Source organism: Streptomyces atratus (assembly GCF_040655115.1).
In the GTDB taxonomy this organism is placed as follows: Bacteria; Actinomycetota; Actinomycetes; order Streptomycetales; family Streptomycetaceae; genus Streptomyces; species Streptomyces atratus_D.
The window spans coordinates 1-20,897 of sequence record NZ_JBFAJH010000038.1 but is presented as its reverse complement, the minus strand read 5'-3'; the positions used below and the strand labels follow the sequence as shown (position 1 = coordinate 20,897).

Here is a 20,897-nt window from a genome sequence, read left to right as displayed (position 1 = left end):
AGTAACACGCGGCAACGGCCTGGAGACAGCACCTTGAGCGATCCGTACGAGACAACCGAGCAGCATCTCGACCGACTCCTACGACGGGCACTCAACTCTTTCGACCTGCCCGACTGCACGGTCGAGCAACTCGGGACCGCGCTGGCCCACAGCAGCTCCCTGCACTCCTCGCACCACAGTTCCGTACTGCACCGCGAGACCTATCGGCACACATACCTGCTGTCCGACGGTTCCGCGCTCACCTTGTGGGAGCTGGTCCACAGCACCGCCAGGGACGCGGCGTACCCCCGGTCACCGAGGCGACCCGCCCCCCGGCACCACGAGTTGTACGACGACGAGGCGGACGTCCTTGTCGCCACCGCCCGGCTGTCCGGCGGCTTCTCCGGCGTACCCGCGTTCGACGAGGACGGCCCGCAGGCGGACCTGGAGATGCTGACGGTCCTGATGACCACTCCACCGGCCCCGCTGCCCCGGATGTACGCGCCGGACAACTCCGCAGACCACGCCCGCCGGGTCCTGCGCCGTGCGGAGAACAGCGACGGTCCGGGCGAGGAGACCGCGCACCTCCTGCGAGCCGCCTTCGCCCACCACATCACCCAGATCTTCGGCAGGCAGTGCCGGATCGACGGGCGGGACGCCGGATTCACGCTGTACGAGCACGCGTTCCTGCTCCTCGACGGCAGTGAGACCAGCCTCTGGGAGGTCGAGCACACGGCGACGCCGGACGGTCGCCACATGTGCGAGGTGTACGCGGACGAGGAAGCGGCGCGCGAGGCAATGGAGAGCCGTACACGCATCTGCTGACCGCAGCGCTGCCTGCCGTCGCCCCGTTCACCGAGGGGGCCGCCGCCGCGCGGCACGCAGCCACCGCGCGGCACACAAGGGTGCCCGCGCCCCCGAGGAAGGGGGTGCGGGCACCCTTGCGTGCGGACAGACACCCTCAGGGCGTCAGTGCGGGCTCCTTGGCCACCTCGGCCGGAGCATCGCCGACGTCCTGGACGTCCTCGCCGCCCTCCACCTGCCGGCGCGGCGGGGCGGGCAGCGCGAACATCACCAGGAAGATCACCACGAGCACTCCGGCCACCCACCAGAGCGAGTGCTGGAACGCCTCGACGAACGCCGGACCCACCGCCTCCGGCGCCAGCCGGTCGCTGATCGACCCGAAGAAGACGACCGAGACCAGGCCGAGCCCCAGCGCGTTGCCCATCTGCTGCACGGTGTTGATCAGCCCGGACGCCGACCCCGAGTGCTTCTTCGGCACCTCGGACAGCACCGCGTCCGTCAGCGGGGCCACGATCAGCCCCATCCCGATCCCCATGACCACCAGCGGCAGAGCCATCTGCCAGGACTCGATGGACATGCCGTACCGGTCGGACTCCCAGATGTAGAGCAGCAGCCCGGCGACCATCAGCAGCGCACCCGCCTGCAGCACCTTGCGGCCGAACCGGGGCACGAGCTTCTGTACGGAGATCCCGGCCGCGAACGAGACGGCGATCGAGAACGGGATGCCGGTCGTGCCGGCCCGCAACTCGCTCCAGCCGAGGCCGATCTGCATGTACAGCGTCCAGACCAGGAAGAAGATGCCGAGCCCGATGCCGAAGGTCAGCTGGACGGCGATACCCGCCGCGAAGCTCTTGACCCGGAACAGCGAGAGCTCGACGAGCGGCGAACCGTCCTTGCGCGCCTTCCCCCGCTCGAACAGCACCAGGACCAGGAACACCAGCACGCTGCCGATCATCGACGCGTACCCCCACAGCGGCCAGCCCAGCTCGCGCCCCCGGGTCAGCGGGTAGAGGAGCATCAGCAGCCCCAGTGTCACCAGCGCGACACCGACCAGGTCGAGCCGGAGGGCCTTCGGAGCCTTGGACTCCGTGATGAACTTCCGGCCCAGGACCAGTCCCGCGATGCCGACCGGCAGGTTGATCAGGAAGATCGGCCGCCACTCCAGACCGGCGATGTTCCACTCGGTGAGCAGTGCGCCCAGCAGCGGTCCCATGACCGCGCCGAGGCCGACGACCGCACCGAAGAGGCCGAAGACCTTGCCGCGCTCGTGCGCCGGGAAAGTGGCGTGCACGATCGACAACACCTGCGGGACCATCAGCGCGGCGGTGCCGCCCTGCAGGATGCGCGAGGCGACCAGCATCTCCGGGTTCGCGGCGAAGCCGCAGAGCGCCGAGGCCAGGGTGAAGCCGCCGATGCCGATGAGGAAGAGCCGCTTGCGGCCGTAGATGTCGCCGAGCCGGCCGCCGGTGATCAGACCGGCCGCGAAGGCCAGGGCGTATCCGGCGGTGATCCACTGGATCGAGCTGAACGTGGCACCGGTGTCGCGCTTGATGCTCGGGATGGCGATGTTGACGATCGTGACGTCGACCAGGTCCATGAAAGCCGCGGTCATCACGATGGCGAGCGCGAACCACCGGCGCCGGTCCGACGGTTCCGAGGACACCGCGGGAGCGGCCGCCGCGGACGGCAGAGGGGATTCGGAAGAATTCATACGACGAGGCTAGAGAGCCATTAGGTCAGATCGCGACCCAATAGACGGGCATCCTGGATCCATGACCGATACCCCGGCACGACTGCTGAATCTGCTGTCGCTGCTCCAGACACCGCGTGAGTGGCCGGGCAGCGAGCTCGCCGAGCGGCTCCGGGTCAGCCCGCGCACCATCCGGCGCGACATCGACCGGCTCCGCGACCTCGGCTATCCCGTCGAGGCCTCGCGCGGCTCGGTCGGCGGCTACCGCCTGGTCGCGGGCGCCGCCATGCCGCCGCTGCTCCTCGACGACGAGGAGGCGGTGGCCATCGCGGTGGGGCTGCGGGCTGGGGCCGGGCATGCCATCGAGGGGGTCGACGAGGCGTCCGTGCGGGCGCTGGCGAAGCTGGAACAGGTGCTGCCGTCCCGGCTGCGGCACCGGGTCTCGGTCCTGCAGAACGCGACAGTGCCACTGGCCCGCGGCGACGGCGCGACCATCGACCCGCAGACACTGACGGTGATGGCCGCGGCGGTCACCGGGCGGGAGCGCCTGCGGTTCGTCTACCGGGCGGGGGACGGCGCCGAGACGAAGCGCCAGGTCGAGCCGTACCGGCTGGTGAGCACGGGGTGGCGGTGGTACCTCGTGGCGTACGACCCGGGGCGCGAGGCGTGGCGTACGTTCCGCGTCGACCGGGTGAGCGAGCCGTTCGCCACGGGGGCCCGTTTCACCCCGCGCGAGCTGCCCACGGGCGACGCCGCGGAGTTCCTCACCGGCTCCCTCCAGCGCCGGCAGCCGGAGCTGGCGGTCGAGGTGAGCTTCGCGGCCCCGGCGGAGTTCGTCACCGCCCGGCTGCCCTCGGCGTTCGGCCCACTGGAGGCGACCGGCGAGCACAGCTGCCGGCTGCAAACGGCCATAACGGACTCGCTGGAGTGGGTGGCGCTCCGGCTGGCGCTGGTCGACTGCGAGTTCACCGCTCACGAGCCGCCGCAGCTGGTGACGTACCTGAGTGAGCTGGGTGCCCGTCTGACCCGCGCGGCCGTGCCACCGGAAGCAGCACCGACAGTGCCACCGGAAGCCCCGTCGGAGTCACCACCGACGAAACGGCCTGCACAGCCCGACGCAAAAGAATGAGCCCCGGCGCCAGGGGGGGGTGGGCGCCGGGACTCAGCTCAGGGGGTCCGTACGAAGCGACCCGTATCGGAGGTTACTGGACGCGGGGTCACGCCGCAGCGTCAAAACCCGTGTCGTGGGCCATTCGCTTCAGTTCGAGCAGCGCGTGCTTCTCGATCTGACGGATCCGCTCCCGGGTCAGCCCATGCTGCTTGCCCACCTCGGTGAGGGTCCGCTCACGGCCGTCCTCGATGCCGTACCGCATTCGGATGATCGATGCGGTGCGGTGGTCGAGCTTGCCGATCAGGTCCTCCAGCTCCTCACTGCGCAGCAGCGTCATGACGGACTGCTCGGGCGACACCGCGGAAGTGTCCTCCAGCAGATCGCCGAACTGGGTCTCGCCCTCGTCGTCCACGGACATGTTGAGGCTGACCGGATCGCGGGCCCAGTCGAGGACGTCACCGACACGCGTGGACGTGGAGTCCAGCTCGGCGGCTATCTCCTCGTGCTCAGGCTCGCGCCCGTGCTCACGGTTGAACTCGCGCTGCACACGGCGGATCCGGCCGAGCTCCTCCACCAGGTGGACGGGGAGCCGGATCGTACGGGACTGGTCGGCTATGGAGCGGGTGATGGCCTGACGGATCCACCACGTCGCATACGTGGAGAACTTGAAGCCCTTGGCGTAGTCGAACTTCTCGACCGCGCGCACCAGGCCCGCATTCCCCTCCTGAATCAGGTCCAGCAGGGGCAGACCTGCCCGCGGATAGCGGCGAGCGACAGCAACCACGAGTCGGAGGTTGGAACGGATGAAGATGTCCTTGGCGCGCTCGCCCTCGGCGACCAGCGCCTCCAGCTCCTCACGCGTCGCTCCACCGGCTTCGCTCTCGACCGCACCGTCGAGGATCTGCCGCGCGTAGACGCCCGCCTCGACGGTCTGCGACAGCTCGACTTCCTTGGCGGCATCGAGCAGCGGCGTGCGCGCGATCTCGTCCAGGTACATGCCGACCAGGTCGCGATCGGCGATCTCTCCGCCCACGGCGCGAACACTGCTTGCCCGGTTGGTCCCGCCACTGGCGGACGAACGACGGGCGACGGCACGGGTTGCCATGCGTGCTCCCTTGCTGAGTAGGTCGCGACACCCTCTCGGGTGCCCTGCATCCGATGGAATCAACGACTGGAATCCGGACAGAATTCCCACGGCACACATTGATTTTCGCGATCATGCAGTACCCTGTCCGGCCGCAAGGGGAGTACACATGCCGGAGTTCCGTACAGAAGTGCAGGTCAGGCCTGGCATCGAGGGCGATCTGGCGGCTATCACGGACATCTACAACCATTACGTACGTGAGACCGCGCTCACATTCGATACCGCCCCTTTCACACCCGAACAGCGGCTGCCCTGGCTGCGCTCCCACCCTGAAGACGGCCCGCACCGCCTTCTGGTTGCTCAGGATGTCCGCATGGTCGGCCCCGCCTCACTGGTGGGCTACGCCACCAGCAGCCCCTTCCGCCCCAAGGCGGCGTACGACACGTCGGTGGAGGTGAGCGTGTACTGCGCCCCGTGGGCCACCGCACGCGGGATCGGCAGCCTCCTCTACACGTCACTCTTCGAGGCGCTCGCCGACGAGGACCTGCACCGCGCGTACGCGGGCATCACCCAGCCCAATGACGCCTCGGTCGCACTGCACAAACGTTTCGGCTTCCACCATGTCGGTACGTACGCCGAGGTGGGCCGGAAGTTCGATACGTACTGGGACGTGGCCTGGTACGAGAAGCGGCTGGGACCGGAGGCCTAGGACCCGGTGGGGTCGCGGCGTAGGTCCGCAGCCCGTTACCAGCGGCGGGCCCCGCGCCTAGCGTGTTCCGGCATGACCGACACGACAGGCAGGACAGACTCCATGAGCGCACCGGACCCGGTACCGGTCGACCCCACCGGCACGCTCGACGAGGCGCTGGACCGGCTCCACGCCGCGGGCCCCGAGCGCAACGGCTGGCTGAGCAACCACGGCCCGATGGCCGTCGAGGCGCTCGTACGGCACGGCCAGGCACCCGTCGTCCACCGTTGGCTCGACCACTACAGCCACAAGCTGGAGGAGATGCCGGCCCCCGCGACCCGGATCACCGCGGAGAACTGGCACGAAGCCCTGGGCGACCCGCGGAGGATCGCCGACTGGACGTTGTACTTCGCGCAGGAGACGGCCGGGCGCCCCTGGCAGGACGTCCTCACCGAATGGTGGCCGCGGCTGTTGCCGGGCATCGCCGCAGGCGCCACCCACCCCGTGATCCGGGTCGGCCACGCCGTGCGCACCCTGCTCGGCGGTGGAGCGAACGCGCCCCGGGTCGCCGAGCTCGCACACGGCCTCGGCTACTGGGCCGCCCGTCACCAGCCACTGCCCGCACTGGACCCACCGGGCTCGCTCGTGCCCGCGCCGAGTGCCGCGGCCGCGCTGGACGCCGTACCGCCGGTGGCCGACCAGAGCGGCCGCATCCGCGACCGGCTGGCGCAGCTCACCGCGTTCCCGCTGTGGCCGCAGCAGTTCGCGGACGACCCGGACGTGGCACGCACCCGGCTGGCGGAACTGGTCAGGGCCGCGACCCACCGCTACGCCAGCCACGGCCATGGCGCACCGATCATGCTGGTGCACGCCGCGACCGCCCCCAACGCCGTACTGCGTACGCTGCCCGCCCTTCCCCGTGAACTGTGGCCGCAGAGCCTGGCCGCCGCCTGGGCCGCGAGCGCCGCGGTCACCGCCGCGTACAGCCCGGCCGACCCCGTCCCGTGCACCGCATCGCCGTCGGCATCCTCCGCGGACGAGATCTTCGCGCGGGCGGCGGTGCACGGCGACGACCACACCATCAAGTTCACCGACACCGCACTGGACGTCGGCGACACGACGGCCCTGGCCGCCGCGCTCCGCTCGATCGAACTGAACCCACCGGCCCTCTGACCACTCAGCCGAACTGCACCGACCGCTTCGCGAGCCCCATCCAGAACCCGTCGATGACGCTGCGCCCGTGATCCAGCTCACCCTCCGAGGCGCCCAGCGTCACGAAGAGCGGCGCGAAGTGCTCGGTGCGGGGGTGGGCCAGCCGGCCGGCCGGGGACTTGTGCTCGAAGTCCAGCAGCGCGTCGATGTCCTGCGCCTGCAGTGCCCGGTGACCCCAGTCGTCGAACTCCACCGACCATGCGGGGTCGCCGCCGCCCGCGTGCCGCAGGGCTGCCAGGTTGTGGGTGAAGAAGCCGCTGCCGACGATCAGGACGCCCTCGTCACGCAGGGGTGCGAGCTTGCGCCCGATGTCCATCAGCTTCTGCGGGTCCAGCGTCGGCATGGAGATCTGGAGTACGGGGATGTCGGCGCCCGGGAACATCTCCACCAGCGGGACGTACGCCCCGTGGTCGAGCCCGCGGTCCGGAATGTCCTGGACCGGTGTACCGGCACCGCGCAGCAGCTTGCGCACGTTCTCCGCCAGCCGCGGGGCACCCGGGGCCGCGTACTGCACGCGGTAGTAGTGCTCGGGGAAGCCCCAGAAGTCGTAGACGAGCGGGACGGTCTCGGTCGCACCGAGGGCGAGGGGAGCCTCCTCCCAGTGGGCGGAGACCATGAGGATCGCGGTGGGGCGCGGCAGCTCGGCGGACCAGGCGGCCAGCTGGCCGGGCCAGACCGGGTCGTCGGCCAGCGGCGGCGCACCGTGGGAGAGATAGAGGGCGGGCATGCGCTCCGCGGTGACAGTCATGACACTCCCCATCCACTACTGCTCAAGGCAATTCTTCTGCGGCGGCGGGATCCTGCTCATTGAAGCTTCAAGTTCCCATCCACAGAGACCCTAACTCCATCTAGTTCAACTTTCAAGAAAAGGTCGTACAGTGGGGTACATGACCACGGCATCCACCGGCGGGACCCACTGGCTCTCCGACGAAGAACAGTGCGTCTGGCGCGCCTACCTCCACGCAACCACGCTCCTGGAGGACCACCTCGACCGCCAGTTGCAACGCGATGCCGGCATGCCGCACATCTATTACGGACTGCTCGTCCAGCTCTCCCAGGCGCCCGGCCACCAGATGCGGATGACCGAGCTGGCCAAGGACGCCAAGATCACCCGCTCCCGTCTCTCGCACGCCGTCGCCCGGCTGGAGCGGAACGGCTGGGTGCGCCGCGAGGACTGCCCGTCCGACAAGCGTGGACAGAACGCGGTCCTCACCGACGAGGGGTACGAGATGCTCCGCCGATCCGCGCCGGGTCATGTCCGCGCCGTACGCCAGGCGATGTTCGACCGGCTCACAGCGGAGCAGGTGCGCTCGTTCGGCGAGATCATGCAGGTCATCGCCACCGGCCTGGAGCCGGAGGGTACGGACGCCGACCTGCCCTGGCTCCGCTGAGCCGCCCTCGCCCACCGACACGGGTCTGCCCCGGTTCCGCCGAGCGGAACCGGGGCAGACCCGTGTTCACATCACTTCGCCTCGCGCGTCCCGCGTCAGTGCGCGACGACCGGCACCTTGAACTCGTCCTCGACGCCATCGGCGTCACCGGAGCCCGAGGCCGAGCCGGCCGGGGCGGTCGACGGACGCCCGGCGTTGATGAACGTCACCGCGATCGCGGCGGCCACCACCAGGATGCCGACCGCCCACCAGATGGCGCCGGTGAAACCGTGCACCATCGACTGCAGCTTCAGCAGCTGCGGGTCGGTTGCGCCGAGCGCGGCGTGCGAGGTGGCGTACGCCGTCGCGGCCGAGGCGGCGACGGTGTTCAGCAGCGCGGTACCGATCGCGCCGCCGACCTGCTGCGAGGTGTTGACCATCGCGGACGCGACACCGGAGTCCCGCGGCTCGACCCCGTGCGTGGCCAGCGACATGGCCGGCATGAACGCCGTGCCCATGCCCAGACCCAGCAGGACCTGCGCCGGGAGAATGAGCGCCGGGTACGAGGAGTCGATCTCCAGCTGCGTCAGCAGCAGCATGCCCACGGCGGCGGTCAGGAAGCCCGGCCCCATCAGCTTGCGGGCCGGGACCCGCGTCATCAGCCGTGCGCCGATCTGCGTCGAACCCGTGATCATGCCCGCGATCATCGGCAGGAAGGCGAAGCCCGTCCTGATCGGCGAGTAGCCCTTCACAACCTGCAGGTAGTACGTCAGGAAGAGGAACAGCCCGAACATCGCGATGATGGCCAGACCCAGCGAGAGGTAGACACCACCACGGTTGCGGTCCATCACCACGCGGAGCGGCAGCAGCGGCGACGTGACCTTGGCCTCGGTCAGGACGAACGACAGGAGCAGCACACCGGAGGCGATGAACATGCCGATGGTCAGCGGGTCCGACCAGCCGGAGGACTCGGCACGGGTGAATCCGTACACCAGCGAGACCAGCCCCAGCGCGGAGAGGACCACGCCCGGGATGTCGAGCGACGAGCGGTTGCGGCTGCCGGCCGGCTCACGGATCACGAAGTACGCGCCCGCGGCGGCGATGACGGCGAACGGAATGTTGACGAGGAAGGTCCAGCGCCAGTTCAGCGTCTGGGTGAGGAAACCGCCGAGGATCAGGCCGACGGCGCCACCGCCACCGGCGATCGCCCCGTAGATACCGAATGCCTTGGCACGCTCCTTGGCGTCGGTGAACATCACGGCGAGCAGCGAGAGTGCGGCCGGGGCGAGCAGGGCGCCGAAGACACCCTGGAGCGCACGCGAGCCGAACAGCATGCCCTGGTTCTGCGCGGCGCCACCCAGCGCGGAGGCCAGCGCGAAGCCGATCAGACCGACGACGAAGGTGCGCTTACGGCCCCAGAGGTCGGCGATCCGGCCGCCGAAGAGCAGCAGTCCGCCGAAGGCGAGGGCGTAGGCCGTGATGACCCATTGCTTGTTGGCGTCGGTGATGCCGAGGGCCGTCTGGGCGTGCGGCAGCGCGATGTTCACGATCGTGGCATCGAGCACGACCATCAGCTGCGCGAGCGCGATGAAGGCCAGCGCTTTCCAGCGACTGGGGTCGGGGAGTCGGATATCAGCTGGTTTTGACATGGGAGTAGCCACCTAAGGACGCGCGTGGACGCGAGGAGTCGTGAACCGTTTTCCGTGACCGTGAGGACGTGCACCAGGTCAGCGGTGAAAGTGAGAGAGGTGAGGGTGGATGTGAGGTGAGTCGGGTGGTGAGGGCATGGCGGACACGCGACCCGGCGCCTGACTCAGGAGCCGGGCACGGGCGTCATGGGCGATGCCGCAGATCCTCCAAGGTCGCCGCCGTCCCGGGCAGTTCGGACCGGGCCGGAGCCTCCAGACCGTCCAGGAACAGCTGGAGATGACGGTGGGCGAACCGGTCGATGCCCAGGCAGGCGATGCCGGGCAGCGGCCGGGTGAGCTGGGAGAGGCCGACCAGTACGTCACCGACGGCGATGTCGGTACGCAGGCGCCCCGCGGACATGGCGCGCGCCACGAGCCCCTCGACGGCCTCTTCGAGGCGGCGACGCTCGGCGAGCAGTTCGGGATGGTCCTTGTCGAAGCCGCCGGACAGCATCGGACAGAGCGCGCCGATGCGTTCGTCGGCCGCCGCGTGCACGAAGCGGCTGAGCGCGACGAAGGGGTCGGCCTCCTCGGCCGCCGCGTCCTCCGCGCGGTCGGTGATGCGGGAGGTGACCGAGAGAACGACCTCATGGGTCAGCGCTGCCCGGTCGGGGAAGTTCCGGTAGAGCGTGGCGTTGCCGACGCCCGCACGGCGGGCCACCTCGTCGAGCGGCACATCGGGCCCGAACTCGACGAACATCTCGCGCGCGGCCGCGACGATCCGCTCCCGGTTGCGCAGCGCGTCGGCCCGCGGGCGGGGCGTACGGCGCGGCACGGTTCCGGCGGCGGCAGGGGCGGCGGTGTTCACGAGACAGTCCTTCTCTTCCTCTTCCGGGTCTTCCTGGTCGTGCAGGTCTTGCGGCGACCCCGGCGCGTACAACTTCGTACAACCGGGGACCTCCTCCCCGTTTGGCAGGGGACACCAGGTTCAAACGGGGAATCCATCCCCGGTTATTTCCCGCACCACTGTGACCTGAGTCACATCACGTGAACGGGAAATTCCACCGAACGGCGCACCCAACGCGCGACGCCGTGCCGCCCGCCAGAGGGTGATCAGGAGAGCGCAGTCAGGGTCGGCCGACTGCCGCGGACCCCGAAGGCGCCTCTATGCAGCAGCCCCGCCGGCGGATACGCAACCAGCGCCACCCGGTCGCACGGGCTGGGGCAACAGCTCTGGTCATAGGGGCACTGGCCTCGGCCAGCAGTACGCTCTCCCTGCCCAGCCACGCCACCGGGGGGCCGGTGGCCGAGGCCGAGGCGGCAGGGCTCGGACCGTGCCGGATATCCGCGACGATGGGCGTGCAGATGTCGGAGGGCATGCCGACACCCACGGGGTACGCCCATTCCACGGGCGAGGTCCGCGCACTGAACCTGATGATCGACTTCCCGGACGCGCCGGGAACGGAGCCGGCGATGGACCGGCTCGCCGAATTCTTCCCGCAGACCACCCGCTGGTTCCGGACCAGCTCGTACGGCCGGCTCACCTACCGGCCCGACGCCCCCGTCAAGAGCTGGCTTCGGATGCCTCTGCCGTTCTCGGCGTACGGGATAGGGCGCGGCTCACCGTACGAGCCGGGCTACCGGCACCTGGTCCAGGACATCGTGGCCATCGCCGACCCGAAGGTGGACTTCAGCGCGTACGACCTGGTCAACATCCTGGTCACACCGAACGCCGGTCCCTCCGCCCTGGACACCGTCCTGTCCGTGACCTTCTCCGGCAACGACGACGCACCGCTCGCGGACGGTGTTCCGCTCTCCAACACGTCCTTCATCTACAGCCGCCAGGACGACGGCTCGGGCTCGTACACACAGACCGGCTACCGCGTCCTGCCGCACGAGAACGGCCATGTCTTCGGCCTGCCCGACCTCTACACCATGGAGGGCGGCGGTTCGGTCGGGCACTGGGACATCATGTCCGAGGACTGGGGGGCCAACAACGACTTCCTCGGCTGGCACAAGTGGAAGCTCGGCTGGCTCGACAAGAGGCAGGTCAGCTGCGCGTCCAAGCCCGGCACCACCGACCACCTCCTCACGCCCCTGTCCACCCGGGGCGGCCCGAAGCTGGCCTTCGTGCCGCTGACCGGGGAGTCCGGTTACGCGGTGGAGGTACGGACCCAGGCGGGCAACGACGAGGCAGTCTGCCGGCCCGGCGTCCTGATCTACAAGGTCAGCTCCGACGTCGACACGGGGCAGGGTCCGATATCCGTCGAGGACAGCACCGAGGGCAGCGGCGGCTGCACGCGGATGCCCAATGTGCATGCCGAGCTCTCCGACGCCCCGTTCCAGCCCGGCCAGAGCTTCACCGACCGAACCAACGGAATACACATATCCGTCGTCGACAAGGACTCCAAGGGGAACTACCGGGTCCGCATCACTCGCCCCTGATTCACGGTCCCTCCGATCACACCCCCTCCTCGCTGCGCCTGAGGGTGCGGACCGCCTCGTCGACCGCCCCGCGCAGCTCACGCTTGAGGATCTTCCCGGTCGGATTCCGGGGCAGTTCCTCGTCCCGCACGAGGACATGGGCCGGGACCTTGAACGCGGCCAGGCTCCGCCCGACGTGCGCCCGCAGCTCGTCGGCCGTAACGGTGGCACCGGGCCGCAGCCGGACGACCGCGGCAACCTCCTCGCCCAGGACCGGATGCGCCACCCCCAGCACCGCCGCGTCCTCGACGTCCGGGTGGTCGTGGAGCACGGCCTCGACCTCCACGCAGTACACGTTCTCGCCGCCACGGATCACCATGTCCTTGATCCGGTCGACGACGCTGACCCGCCCGTCGCGCACGAGCGCGAGATCGCCGGTCCGGAACCAGCCGTCCATGAACGCCTCGGCCGTCGCCGCCTCGTTTCGCCAGTAGCCACGGACCAGCGACTGGCCGCGCAGCCGGAGCTCGCCGATCTCACCCTCGGGCAGCGCCTCGCCCGCCGGACCGGTGATCCGCACCTCTGTGACGGGTGTCGGCCGGCCGACACTGCCCGGATGGAGCCGGTAGTCGGCGCCGAAGTTGGCCAGGACACCGCCGCTGGTCTCGGTCAGGCCGTAGCCGTTTCGCGGTTCGATCCGCTCGCCGTAGCGGGCGGTGAGCTGTGCGACCAGATCGGGCGGGACGGCGGCGCCACCGGTGTTCAGCATCTGGAGGCTCTCCAGCCGGTCGTCCGCCCGCTCGGCGGCGGCGAGCAGCTGGAGGGCGGTGGCCGGGACGCCGGCATAGTGCGTGACACCGTGTTCCCGGATCAGCCGGAGGGCCTCCTCGGCGTTCCACTTCCGCATGAGCACGAGCGCGCCACCCGCCGCCATCGCCGCGTAGAAACCGGTGAACGCGGCGACATGGAAGAACGGAAAGGTCATCAGGGTGACCGGGGCGGGCCCCTGTCCCGGGATGATCCCGCGGCCCAGCGCGGAAGCGGCCGCGTAGAACCGCGGGTTGAGTGCGGCCCCCACCTGGGCGAGCTGCGTGGCGACAGCACCCTTGGCCCGCCCGGTGGTGCCCGAGGTGTACATGATCGTCGCGTCGTCCTCGGGCCGGATCTCGGCCTCGGGCGGTGCAGCGAGCGGGTCGGGCGCGGGCAGGTCCTCGTACCGCTCGACCCCCTCCGGCAGCGCGCCGTCCCGGTGGTGGAAGACGACGACACGCGCCCCGGCCCTGTCCGCCCAGGCGGCAACCCGCGGCATCCGCTCCCCGTCCACCAGCAGCACCCGAGGCTCGCAGTCGTCGAGCGCGTACGCGAACTCGTCCTCCGTCCACCAGGCGTTGAGCGGTACGGCGACCACACCGGCCAGCTGCGCGGCCCAGAAGGCGATCTGCCACTCGGGGTGATTGCACATCGCGACAACGGCCCGGTCACCGGGGCGGAGCCCGTACGCCTCGGCCATCCGGCACGCCAACGCGGATGCGGCGGCGAAGAACTCCCCGTACGAGTAGCTGCGCTCGGCGCCGATCAGGAACGGCCGGCCCCCAAAAGCCCAGGTGGTCTCGACGAACTCACGGAGGGTCCTGGGCCCGCTCGCGTAGACGAGCGAGCCCGCCTGCTCGCCGTCCTGCGCCCGCACGACAGCGAACGGCGCGCCGGGCCCGGTGAGCGCGGCCTCGATTCGGGCGGCGGCGGACGCTGCGGCAGTGGGGGACGAATCGGCGGAGGACGGCGAAGCGGCGGCAGGGGTCGGGTCGGTGTGCGGCACGAACGACCTTTCCAAGCGCCTGCTCAGGACTCCGCGACGCTATGCCCGCCCCCATCCCCCGTCAAGGCACCGCCCCACGCTCCCCCTCCGCCTTCCCCCTCCGCACGTCTCCCTCTACACCTTGCCGGTCCCGGGCAACAGCTTCATCTCGTCGACCACCGCCCGCTCGGTGATGGCGGTACACGCGGTGACCGTGGCCGCCTTGATGCCCTCGGCATCGCGTATCCGGACGGTGCGCTGGAGCGGCACGGACTGCGACGGAACACCGGACTGCTACCCATCCGGCGGCTCGGCGCGCCGCTCGGCATGCTGCTGGATCTCGCTCACCAAGTGCTCCTCAAGCTTGGTCAGGCGGCCGCGGGACGGCTCCGGATCGCCGGGGACCGGCAGAAGCCGCGCCAACTCCACGTGGTCGAGCGGCTCTTGCCGCCGCCAGGGGGTGCGATTCATCGGGCCCTCGTCTCGTTCGACCGGACCGCAGCAACGCGGTCACTCTGTTACTTGTCCGCTCCTCGTATGCGGTTCCGATTTTTTTCGCCCGCGCCGCAACTCGCCCTCGGTGAGATTGCGCAACCGGGCCCTGGCCCGCGACAGCCGCGACCGGACCGTACCGACGGGCACCCCCAGCGCCTCGGCCGCCTCCACGTATCCGAGTCCTGACCACACGCACAGCGCGAACACCTCACGCTCGGACCGCCGCAGCTACTCCAACGCGGCCTTGGCCGCAGCCAGTTCCTCGGAGTCCGCTATCCGCCCGACCAGATCGTCGGCGAAATCGGGCAGCGCATCACGCACCGGCACCCGGGCCAGCGCCCGCTCGTGACGCCGGGCCGCCCTCCCCGTATTGCGCAACACATTGACAGCGATCCCCATCAGCCAGGGCCGCGGACTGTCACCTTCGTCCCGCAGCTTCTCCCGCAGCCGCCACGCCTCCAGAAAGGTCAGCGATACGACGTCCTCGGCCGCAGCCCAGTCCCCGGTACTGCGCACGGCATGCCGGTAGACGAGCTGGGCGTAGTCACTGAAGAGCTCCCTGAAGGCTTCCGGATCCCCCGCACGAATGCGGGCATGCATGGAGTAGTTCACTTCCTGTCTTGTCCGCCCGAACATCGCCGTTCCAGTGGCCTGCATCACACTCGCGGATGCTCATCCACGCCCCGGACCTCAGGACGGAGCCGCCCCCGAGCAGGATCCAGGAACGTCGACCGCCTGCCTCCCTCGCCCCTCCCGTGCATCCGCTACCCTGTCCTGGACTGCACTCAGCGGCAGCACCCTCGCCTTCGTAGCTCAGGGGATAGAGCACCGCTCTCCTAAAGCGGGTGTCGCAGGTTCGAATCCTGCCGGGGGCACAACGCATTACCACTCTGACCTGGGGTTTCTCCCCCAGGGAGGGGCTCTACTCGGCCTCGGACTTCTCGTCCGGGGCCGTTTGCGTGAGCGGACGAGGAGTTCGGCCGTTCCTCGTCGCGAAGATGTATCCGCCCTCGGACCACGCGACGCCCGAGGCCGCGAACGTCTCCCGTTGCCGCAACCGGTGCCGGCGCAGCGGCGCGATACACAGAGCTGGCATCGGGGCGACCCGGCGCCAGGCAGAGCCGAGCGGTCGAGGACGGACGGGATGGGAGCCGGGGTGAGTAGTGGGTTGAGGGTACGGAGCGGCAAACTGAAAGGCGGCGACCGCCTAGGGGTAACCCGGCTACACTCGTTGGGACGGTGTTGCGTTTCGCTGGCCTCTCGGAGTAATCCGATGTCGGGGCGATGCAAAGGCGGAATCGCAGGCCGCAGTTGGGAACCTTGGATCCGAGAAGTTGCGTCTAGTCTCTTCACACCTGCTTGCCTGTTCATTCTGGCTGTATGGATCGAAGGGGAGGTGGTCCCCGTGATCGCTATCGTGATTGCTCATCTGTTCGTGGCGCTCGCTGCGGCCCTCGCTCTTCATCTCCGAGTTGCGGTCCAGACGCAACACCGTCGCCTCGTCAAGGCCACCTGTGTCGGCTGACATCAACGCCTGACACCAACAGGCCCGGACAGCGGCGGTCGGTGCCGACTCCCAGCGGACAAGCGGCCGAAGAATACGGCCGGTTCACCAATGCCGAGGACGGCACCTGATCGACCTGATAAGGATGAGGCCACAGGTTCAAATCCTGCGCTCCTCGCCACTGTGCGCCTGATATGCGCTCGCATCTGGTGGAGGACGCAAGCGCCTGTAAGGATCAAGCTGTGAATGAGCCTTCGATTCCCGCGAGATTGAACAGGGCCCTCGACTGGGCAGGGCTGCCCCTGTCCGCCCTCCTTCTTGCGATCGGCATCAGGGACTACCGCGGTGGAGGGTCCGTGGGCTGGCCAATCGGCGGAGCGGTGCTTGTTCTGGTCAGCCTCTGGGTGATCTACCGCGGGATGTCTCATCGGAGCGACAAGGCCACCGAGTCACCGTAGGAGTACAGCAGCGCTGTACCGCAACCCCGGCAACCGCCCCGTCCGGTAGCGTCCCTCCGGGGCCGAGAACCGACCGCAATGACCACCGCTGACTGATCTGGCTGGAGCTACGGATCCGAAGGCCGCGGCTCGGGGGACTGGCTCCTGGGCCGCCCGAGGCCGCTCGGTAGCGGCCGACAACGACCAATGACGACCACTCAGGCGGTCGTGGCCAGCGCTCCGAGCTGCAAGAACGCAGGTCACCGAGATCCCCGCCAAGACCCAGGGCAAGAAGAAGTAGGGCGCCCCGCCCCGGTCTCACGAGAACCTGGGATCCGCGGTTCGCCATGGACCCGGCGCTCTCGAAGTGCTTCGACCTCTCAGCGCAACTATCGGCGCGTTCAGAGAGTCGTACCCGCCGTGACCGAAGCCCGTACACAGCACAGCGTGAGGTTGTCGCCCGCCGTCTCCACGGCAGCAGGCGTCGGGAGTCTGGCCCTCGCCGCCGTGGCGAGCTGGAGCAGCCTCTTGCTGGTCGTACAGGGGCGGGTGGTGCCCGGCTGGGGGGTGAGTGCAGCTCTCCTTGTCATGGCGCTCGTTCTCCGATGGGCCCCGACGTCGGAGGCCGTGAAGGCGAGCAGCTGACATCCGCGGCTGACATCAACGACGCCGGACAGCAGTAACCCTGGGTATGCCCGAGCGACATCGGTGCCCCGGCCGAGCCCGCGGAGCCATCCGCACAACGTTCCGCCGCGTCGCCGAGGCCCTGAACCCCAGCGGCTCGCAGCGGGGGCCTTCCGGCTCGGTGTGGATCGCCACATCTGCACCGGCGACCAGAAGGGCCCTCGTGCCGCACCGCTGACCGAAATCCGGGGCGCCGTCCCCTGTGCGGCGCCCCGGCCGGGTGGCCCTACGGCAGCCGCTTCTCGTAGGTCTTGTCCTCGTCGGAGTCGTAGACCAGCTTGCTGTCGGCGTCATAACCCTTGATGCGCGGGGCCACGGTGACCTGCTGGTTCAGGACACCAGAGACGACGAACCAGCCGTGGTCCAGGGCGGCCTGGCTGGTGGCGCCGCCGTAGGAAACGGTCACCCGGGCCACTGACGGCTCGACGGTGCCGATGGCACCCCACCGGAACGGCAGCTTCCAGTTGCCGCGGTCGAGGACCGACTGCTGGTAGAGCTTGCCGCCGTTGATGTCGGCCATCACGGGGCCGGCGCCCGGCACATCGTCGGAGCCTACGCCCGCGTTGAGGCCGTTTGCCTCGCCGTCCTTCACCTTGCAGATCAGCCGGGTCTGCTTCGGTTGCTCCTTCACCGCGACGACGTACATGCCGTCGCCGGGCGCGTTGGAGTCGCCGGCGCTGTTCATCGCCAGGATGATCCGGTACTCCTCGGCCGCGCCCAAGTCCGTGCGGAAGCCGGACGGGCCGCGTGTGTGCGACTGGTCGTATGCGAGACACTTCTTCAGCCCGTCGGCGGCCTGCCCGAAGGTGATCCCGTCGAGGAGCTGGTCCTCCGTGGCCGGCCGCGCGGGCCTCGCCGGCGACGCGGACGGTGTCGGCGTCGCTGACGTCCGCGGTGTGGCACGGACCGGCGGTGTCGATGCCACCGCATTCCCGCCTGTATCCCCGTCGGCCAGCGCGTACGCCCCCACCGGCATCGCCGCCAGCGTCACCAGGGCCGCCCCGGTCGCCGCCACCCGGCGTCGCCGCTCGACCGTGCCCCGGCGGCGGATCGCCGGATACGGCACCGGCGCGGGCCGGATCGTGTTCGCGTCCTCGGCGAGCAGCTCGCGCAGCTGCTCCTCGAAGTCCCCGCTGGTTCCCGTCCCCTGCTGCTTCTGTTCCTCGTTCACTTGCTGCCTTCCTGCCCGGACGACACTCGGCTGCGGACAGGTTCGTCCACGACCTGCGCGAGCCCCGGATACGTACGCAACTTCGCCAGCGCCTTGGACGCCTGGCTCTTGACCGTGCCGCGCGAGCAGCCGAGCACCTCGGCGACCTCGGCCTCGGACAGGTCCTCCCAGTAGCGCATGACGATCACCGCCCGCTGCTTTGGCGGCAGTCCGGCCAGCGCCGCGAGCAGGGCACTGCGCTCGTCGGCCCACGAGGCGGTCTCGTCGCGCCCGGCCACCTCCGGCGGCGCCGCGGTCAGAGCCTCCGTAACCCGCCGCTTGCGGAACCGGTCGCTGTTGCAGTTGACCAGTATCCGACGGACGTACGCATCCGGTCTGTCGCTGCGCGAGACGCGCCGCCATGAGCGGTACGCCTTGGCCAGCGCCGTCTGAGTCAGGTCTTCGGCGTAGTGCACGTCGCCCGTGAGCAGATACGCGGTCCGTACGAGATGGGACCACCGCGCTCTGACGAATTCTTGGAACTCGGCCTCTTGTTTGGCCTGCATCAAGCACCCTCCCTCGCCCTCCAGACCACAGTTTCGGCGGATTCGGTTGCCCGGGATCCGGTGCCTCGTCGGTCAGGTGAGTGGGGCCACTGACAACCATCGGCCGGGACCGAAATGTCGAGCATCTCCCGGACCGGACACAAGGCCCTCAGCCGGTGAGTGACAACCTTCTTCGCGGGTTCAAGGCACCCGGCTGGGCTCCGCTCCGCCGGGCGCGCTTCCCGGCTCTGGCTGCGCCCGCGCTCCTGCCTTCGGCCCGCTCGGCGCTGCCGCCGCCGACGCGCGCCCACGTGGATAGGCCCGGCCGCGCTCCATGTCGCGGGGATCCTCCCCGACCCGCGTACAGCCTGGGGCTCGTAGTACCTGCTCGGCGACGGCATGGGCCGTACCCATGTCACCGCCGGGCGCGAGCGCTACTACGGCGCCGAGGGCAAGCTGAACATGGAGCGGCTGCCGAGCTATGGCGCGGTGGCGACGTCCGCCGTCGAGAAGGGCAGCGACCAGCCGGCGCTGGTCACCGACTCCGCCAGCGCGGCCACCGCGTGGTCCTCCGGTGTGAAGACGTACAACGCGGCCATCGTTTCCGAAGGGCACGGACCTGTCCCGATGGCAGACAGACGACCTCGCAGCCGTTGCACTCGCCCTCAACAGCCGCCACCGCAAAACCCTCGGATGGAAGACACCCGCTGAAGCCCTCAACGAACACCTACTCTTGACTCAAGAAGCCGGTGTTGCGACAACCGATTGAGTCCGGGCTGACAGCCGTGATCCGCATGATGCACGAGCTGCCCGGGGGGCGACCTCGCGGCTGGCCAACGCGTACTCCAGCGATGTCAGGACCGGGTCGGCGTCCGCGTGGGCGGATGTCTCCCAGGCCACGACCCGGCGGGAGAAGGCGTCCCGGATCGCCGACAGCCACAGCGGTCCCTCCAGGGTTGGGACCATGGTGAGGTCGGTCACCCACAATCGGTTCGGCCCGTCGGCGGTGAAGTCACGTTGCACGAGGTCCGGGGCGAGGTCGGCGTCCGGGTCGCGGCGGGTGAAGCCCTTGCCCGCCCGGCGTGGACTGATGCCGGCGAGACCGGCCTCGCGCATGAGCCGCTCGACCCGTTTGCGGCCGATGCGGACACCTTCGCGTTTGAGGACGGCGTGCACGCGGGGCGAGCCGTAGATCCCGCCGGACTCGTCGTGGACCTGCCGGATCTTCCCGGTCAGCTCGGCGTCCTGGCGGTGCCGTTCGCACGGCTCTTTCTCCGCTTGCCGCCAGCGGTAGTAGGTGGAGGAGGGGATGTGGAGTTCCCGGAGTACGGGCTCGACCCCCAGGTGCGGGTGCTCGTCGATGAGCGCGGTCACCTGGGTCGGGTCGGGTCGGGTCGGGTCGAGCTGTGCGAAAAAAGCCGAGGCCGTCCGCAGGACCTCGTTCGCCCGGCGTAGTTCCCGCACCTCGCGCCGTAGCTGGGCGAGCTCGTCCTTCTCCTCGGTGGTGAGCAGGTCGTCCCGCTCGCCGGCGTCGGCTTCGGCCTGGCGGATCCAGTTGCGCAGGGCCTCGTGATGCACGCCGAGTTCCTCGGCCATGCGGCGGATGACGGGCTTCGGCTCAGCATCGCGATACATCCGCACCGCACGCTCACGCAACTCCAGCGGGTACTTCCTCGGGGCAGGCATCGTCTGGGCTCCTCTCATGAGACCCATCTGACCTGCTGTCACCTCTCCCCGCATCTCGGGGGAACCTCAAAGAAGCCCCTGCTCATCGAACAGGGACTCCCTTTGCCACAACGCACTGAGCTAGTCGGCAATGAGCTGCCATGACGTCGCGAGGAACCCCCACAGGCCTCCCAGCGCCATCCAAGCGCCGATGTGCCGCTGAAAACCGAAGGAGGCAAGGCGGCCTTGCTGACCTCCGCGCCAGTGTTCGTGCAGCCGTTCTGGCACGCCCCGGAAGTTCACCAACACGGCCAGCCCCACAACAGCGATGACCGCGCTAAGTGGCAACACGACCCAAGGCGGGGCAGGGTCACGACTTGCCCCAGCGAGTTTGAACAAGTGCTGCTCCACCCCAGGCTGCATGACCCGATCATCGCAGCTGCGTGCCCCTTGCGTGCCCGATCGGTCGGTAGCGAGGGGGGAAGCAGCGGCGAACTACAGGGAACTGGCAACTCCCTCGCAGGTCGGAGTCCTCGTAGGTCAGCGATCCAGCGCACCTTCGGTGCGCGCCGGGGGCGTGGTAAATCCCGTGGCGCGCGCCGGGGGTGCTTCTGTCTGCCCTGACGTGGGCT

The 20,897-nt window shown here is 69.4% G+C and carries 18 protein-coding genes, 1 tRNA gene and 3 pseudogenes; 9 read left to right on the top strand and 13 right to left on the bottom strand.

What is annotated here, in order from left to right:
- The first annotated feature begins 33 nt into the window (after positions 1-33).
- Positions 34-804: a DUF6227 family protein gene (locus AB0I23_RS29980; protein ID WP_359113940.1), complete on the top strand. Its 771-nt coding sequence runs from the start codon at positions 34-36 to the stop codon at positions 802-804.
- Between the two features lie 136 nt (positions 805-940).
- Here AB0I23_RS29980 and AB0I23_RS29975 read toward each other — a convergent pair whose 3' ends face one another.
- On the bottom strand, positions 941-2,494 hold the full coding sequence (locus tag AB0I23_RS29975) for an MFS transporter (protein WP_359113938.1): 1,554 nt from the start codon (positions 2,492-2,494) through the stop codon (positions 941-943).
- 61 nt (positions 2,495-2,555) lie between these two features.
- Between AB0I23_RS29975 and AB0I23_RS29970 the strand changes: the two genes are divergently transcribed.
- Positions 2,556-3,602, top strand: a complete 1,047-nt coding sequence (locus AB0I23_RS29970) for a helix-turn-helix transcriptional regulator (RefSeq protein WP_359113936.1) — start codon at positions 2,556-2,558, stop codon at positions 3,600-3,602.
- A gap of 88 nt (positions 3,603-3,690) precedes the next feature.
- Here the strand turns inward: AB0I23_RS29970 and AB0I23_RS29965 are convergent, their stop codons facing one another.
- Positions 3,691-4,689, bottom strand: a complete 999-nt coding sequence (locus tag AB0I23_RS29965; protein WP_037699315.1) for a sigma-70 family RNA polymerase sigma factor — start codon at positions 4,687-4,689, stop codon at positions 3,691-3,693.
- Positions 4,690-4,837: 148 nt separating this feature from the next.
- Between AB0I23_RS29965 and AB0I23_RS29960 the strand changes: the two genes are divergently transcribed.
- Both AB0I23_RS29960 and AB0I23_RS29955 read left to right on the top strand, forming a co-directional pair.
- Entirely contained in the window at positions 4,838-5,377 is a 540-nt protein-coding gene (locus AB0I23_RS29960) for a GNAT family N-acetyltransferase (protein ID WP_359113934.1), read from the top strand.
- Positions 5,378-5,449: 72 nt separating this feature from the next.
- Positions 5,450-6,529 carry a questin oxidase family protein gene (locus AB0I23_RS29955; RefSeq protein WP_436847018.1) on the top strand — a complete coding sequence of 360 codons (1,080 nt, stop codon included), beginning with the start codon at positions 5,450-5,452 and terminating at the stop codon, positions 6,527-6,529.
- Positions 6,530-6,533: 4 nt separating this feature from the next.
- Here the strand turns inward: AB0I23_RS29955 and AB0I23_RS29950 are convergent, their stop codons facing one another.
- Positions 6,534-7,316: a dioxygenase family protein gene (locus tag AB0I23_RS29950; protein WP_359113931.1), complete on the bottom strand. Its 783-nt coding sequence runs from the start codon at positions 7,314-7,316 to the stop codon at positions 6,534-6,536.
- Positions 7,317-7,446: 130 nt separating this feature from the next.
- Here AB0I23_RS29950 and AB0I23_RS29945 point away from each other — a divergent pair, with 130 nt between their 5' ends.
- The gene (locus AB0I23_RS29945; protein WP_436847017.1) at positions 7,447-7,959 is read left to right on the top strand and encodes a MarR family winged helix-turn-helix transcriptional regulator; all 513 of its coding nucleotides are present in this window, start codon (positions 7,447-7,449) and stop codon (positions 7,957-7,959) included.
- Positions 7,960-8,054: 95 nt separating this feature from the next.
- On the opposite strand, the gene AB0I23_RS29940 is transcribed toward AB0I23_RS29945, so the two are convergent.
- Both AB0I23_RS29940 and AB0I23_RS29935 read right to left on the bottom strand, forming a co-directional pair.
- Positions 8,055-9,587 (bottom strand): MFS transporter, encoded by a 1,533-nt coding sequence (locus AB0I23_RS29940; RefSeq protein ID WP_359113928.1) that lies wholly within the window; start codon positions 9,585-9,587, stop codon positions 8,055-8,057.
- A 184-nt stretch (positions 9,588-9,771) separates the two neighbouring features.
- Positions 9,772-10,434, bottom strand: coding sequence for a TetR/AcrR family transcriptional regulator (locus tag AB0I23_RS29935; RefSeq protein WP_359113927.1), 663 nt, complete (start codon positions 10,432-10,434; stop codon positions 9,772-9,774).
- A 299-nt stretch (positions 10,435-10,733) separates the two neighbouring features.
- Between AB0I23_RS29935 and AB0I23_RS29930 the strand changes: the two genes are divergently transcribed.
- The gene (locus AB0I23_RS29930; protein WP_359113925.1) at positions 10,734-12,011 is read left to right on the top strand and encodes a M6 family metalloprotease domain-containing protein; all 1,278 of its coding nucleotides are present in this window, start codon (positions 10,734-10,736) and stop codon (positions 12,009-12,011) included.
- A 16-nt stretch (positions 12,012-12,027) separates the two neighbouring features.
- Here the strand turns inward: AB0I23_RS29930 and AB0I23_RS29925 are convergent, their stop codons facing one another.
- The 4 genes and pseudogenes from AB0I23_RS29925 to AB0I23_RS29910 all read right to left on the bottom strand — a co-directional run bounded on the left by AB0I23_RS29925 (position 12,028) and on the right by AB0I23_RS29910 (position 14,880).
- Positions 12,028-13,806 carry a class I adenylate-forming enzyme family protein gene (locus AB0I23_RS29925; protein WP_359113923.1) on the bottom strand — a complete coding sequence of 593 codons (1,779 nt, stop codon included), beginning with the start codon at positions 13,804-13,806 and terminating at the stop codon, positions 12,028-12,030.
- Between the two features lie 114 nt (positions 13,807-13,920).
- A complete protein-coding gene (locus AB0I23_RS29920) occupies positions 13,921-14,055 on the bottom strand; it encodes a hypothetical protein (protein ID WP_359113922.1) in 135 nt (44 codons plus the stop codon).
- 24 nt (positions 14,056-14,079) lie between these two features.
- Positions 14,080-14,256 carry a hypothetical protein gene (locus tag AB0I23_RS29915; protein ID WP_359113921.1) on the bottom strand — a complete coding sequence of 59 codons (177 nt, stop codon included), beginning with the start codon at positions 14,254-14,256 and terminating at the stop codon, positions 14,080-14,082.
- Positions 14,253-14,880, bottom strand: a pseudogene (locus AB0I23_RS29910) (RNA polymerase sigma factor). The gene AB0I23_RS29915 and the pseudogene AB0I23_RS29910 overlap by 4 nt, the downstream one beginning before the upstream one ends.
- 202 nt (positions 14,881-15,082) lie before the next feature.
- Here AB0I23_RS29910 and AB0I23_RS29905 point away from each other — a divergent pair.
- Positions 15,083-15,155 (top strand) — tRNA-Arg (locus tag AB0I23_RS29905).
- Positions 15,156-16,622: 1,467 nt separating this feature from the next.
- On the opposite strand, the gene AB0I23_RS29900 is transcribed toward AB0I23_RS29905, so the two are convergent.
- The 3 genes from AB0I23_RS29900 to AB0I23_RS29890 all read right to left on the bottom strand — a co-directional run bounded on the left by AB0I23_RS29900 (position 16,623) and on the right by AB0I23_RS29890 (position 18,621).
- Positions 16,623-16,811, bottom strand: coding sequence for a hypothetical protein (locus tag AB0I23_RS29900; protein ID WP_359113919.1), 189 nt, complete (start codon positions 16,809-16,811; stop codon positions 16,623-16,625).
- Between the two features lie 320 nt (positions 16,812-17,131).
- Positions 17,132-18,076, bottom strand: a complete 945-nt coding sequence (locus AB0I23_RS29895; RefSeq protein ID WP_359113917.1) for a hypothetical protein — start codon at positions 18,074-18,076, stop codon at positions 17,132-17,134.
- Positions 18,073-18,621: a SigE family RNA polymerase sigma factor gene (locus AB0I23_RS29890; protein ID WP_359113915.1), complete on the bottom strand. Its 549-nt coding sequence runs from the start codon at positions 18,619-18,621 to the stop codon at positions 18,073-18,075. Before AB0I23_RS29890 ends, AB0I23_RS29895 begins: the two co-directional genes overlap by 4 nt.
- Positions 18,622-18,999: 378 nt before the next feature.
- Between AB0I23_RS29890 and AB0I23_RS29885 the strand changes: the two are divergent.
- Positions 19,000-19,143: pseudogene (locus AB0I23_RS29885) on the top strand (hypothetical protein); the annotation flags it as partial.
- A 49-nt stretch (positions 19,144-19,192) separates the two neighbouring features.
- Positions 19,193-19,369, top strand: a pseudogene (locus AB0I23_RS29880) (IS30 family transposase); the annotation flags it as partial.
- Here the strand turns inward: AB0I23_RS29880 and AB0I23_RS29875 are convergent.
- Complete coding sequence (locus tag AB0I23_RS29875; RefSeq protein WP_359113914.1) at positions 19,339-20,286, bottom strand: IS3 family transposase; 948 nt, start codon at positions 20,284-20,286, stop codon at positions 19,339-19,341. The pseudogene AB0I23_RS29880 and the gene AB0I23_RS29875 sit on opposite strands and share 31 nt — an antisense overlap.
- Positions 20,287-20,897: the final 611 nt, after the last annotated feature.